Annotated in this window: 1 protein-coding gene and 1 pseudogene; one reads left to right on the top strand and one right to left on the bottom strand. The window is 59.8% G+C overall.

Translation table 11 applies throughout. The features are described 5' to 3' along the window. Positions 1 to 321: 321 nt before the first annotated feature. Positions 322 to 1329 (top strand): IS481 family transposase, encoded by a 1008-nt coding sequence (locus tag ACF08D_RS31255; protein ID WP_392227578.1) that lies wholly within the window; start codon positions 322 to 324, stop codon positions 1327 to 1329. A gap of 326 nt (positions 1330 to 1655) precedes the next feature. Here the strand turns inward: ACF08D_RS31255 and ACF08D_RS31250 are convergent. Further along, positions 1656 to 1856, bottom strand: a pseudogene (locus ACF08D_RS31250) (IS110 family transposase); the annotation flags it as partial.

Below are 1856 nucleotides of genomic sequence, written 5' to 3'. Positions count from 1 at the left end.
ATCTGGTCACACTGAATGTCTGGTATCCCCAGCTCGCTTCGTGGGATTCGATCTCCGACCTATTGACGACGGAACTGCCTTTCGTCTCTGACCGCCAGGGAGTGCTAGCGAGGATCGCAATTCTGGGGAAAAAGATTCCTCCAGAGGTGGTCGATGTTATTGCAGGTCCGCTCCATGACTTGATGGTCGCCCTTCCCTCAGAGGGGCCTAGTTGTTGTGGGTATGGACGTTGCTGACGAGGGATTGAAGTAGACGGGCTGGTCCTCGGCGTAAGAATGGGAGTTGCGACACAACCGTTCTCGACCAAGAAGGACCAGCCCTGTGACACACCGTAATGCTCCACTCACCGTGGAGGGAAGACGACGCCTGATCGAGCGCTGCCAGAGTCGTCCGATCGCCCACGTCGCCGCCGAAATGGGTATCTCACGACAATGCGCCTCCACGTGGGTCAACCGTCACCGCAAATATGGTGACCTGGGACTACAGGACCGCTCCAGCGCACCGAAACACCAACCCACCGCCACAGCCGCGGAGGTCGTGGCCGACATCGAGTCGATGCGCCGGAGCCGGAAATGGTCGGCTTCACGAATCACGTTCGAACTCCGAATGGATGGAACGGTCATTGCTCGCCGGACCGTCACGAAAATCCTGCGGAACCTCGGATTGCACCGCCGCCGGTTCATCGACCCGAACGGCGAAACCAACCGAAAACCGCAGGTCATCGTTGCAAAACGACCCGGCCAGATGGTCCACGTCGACATCAAGAAAGTCGGGAAGATCCCCGACGGCGGCGGGTGGCGTGCCCACGGCCGCGGCTCCGAGCAGGCCAAACGATCGCAGCGTCGGAAAACGAAGAACAAGCAAGCCCGGGTCGGGTACACCTATTTGCATTCCGCGATCGACGGGAACACCCGCCTGGCGTACACCGAGGCACGCGACAACGAAACCGCCGCAACAGCCATCGATTTCATGAACAACGCCCGCGTCTTCTTCGCCGCACACGGCATCACCCGTATCGAGCGCGTGATCACCGACAGCGGATCATGCTATCGGGCAGCAGATTTCACCGTTTCACTCCGCGAAGCTCGGCACTACCGCATCAAGCCGTACACCCCGAAACACAACGGGAAGGTCGAACGCTACAACCGCATCCTCGCCGAAGAACTGCTGTACTCCCGCGAGTACACCAGCGAAGCTGAGCGGCGCACTGCCGTCGAAGTCTGGAATGTTCACTACAATTACCACCGACCGCATTCAGCACGCGGAGGACGACCGCCCGCCGCTTACCGCCGGCATCGCGTAACTAACGTCCGTGCCTCGTACAACTGATATGTAGAGAAATTTGTCAAGGGACAGGTGGAAACGGCCTCGGGAACGGCAGTTCCCGAGGCCGTTTCCGTTTCGGTCGACGGACATGAAGAACGGCGGGTGACATGTCGATATTCACGACTCGTGGTCAGACTGATATACGCGGGTTGGCTACCGCAGGACGACTGTTCGGCAGGAACGGTGCTGCTGCTCTAGGGTCGGGCGTCGCAATCGGTTCCAATTTCGGAACCTGTTGCTGCCCATAGTTGTTTTCGCAGATCGTTCCTCACGCTGCCATCACGCCCTTTGCGATTGTCTATCGACCGAAATCTAGGGGAAGGACAAGCTCAGGGCTGGTCGTCGACGACCGCCAGCGACCAACACCATCCCGCAAGTTCTCTGGCTACGGCGACATTGGCGATCACCGGACGCTTCTTACGGGCGGTGAACTGCTCCCACCGATGATGCAGGCGGTGGTTGCCGGCATGCCCACGAGCACGCGCAGCGGGGCTGGCTTTCGCCCATCGAGTGCGCATGACCTGTCCAGG

Source organism: Streptomyces sp. NPDC015131 (assembly GCF_043079975.1).
Taxonomy (GTDB): Bacteria; Actinomycetota; Actinomycetes; order Streptomycetales; family Streptomycetaceae; genus Streptomyces.
Note: the sequence above shows the minus strand (reverse complement) of the source record. Positions and strands in the feature narration are given on the sequence as shown.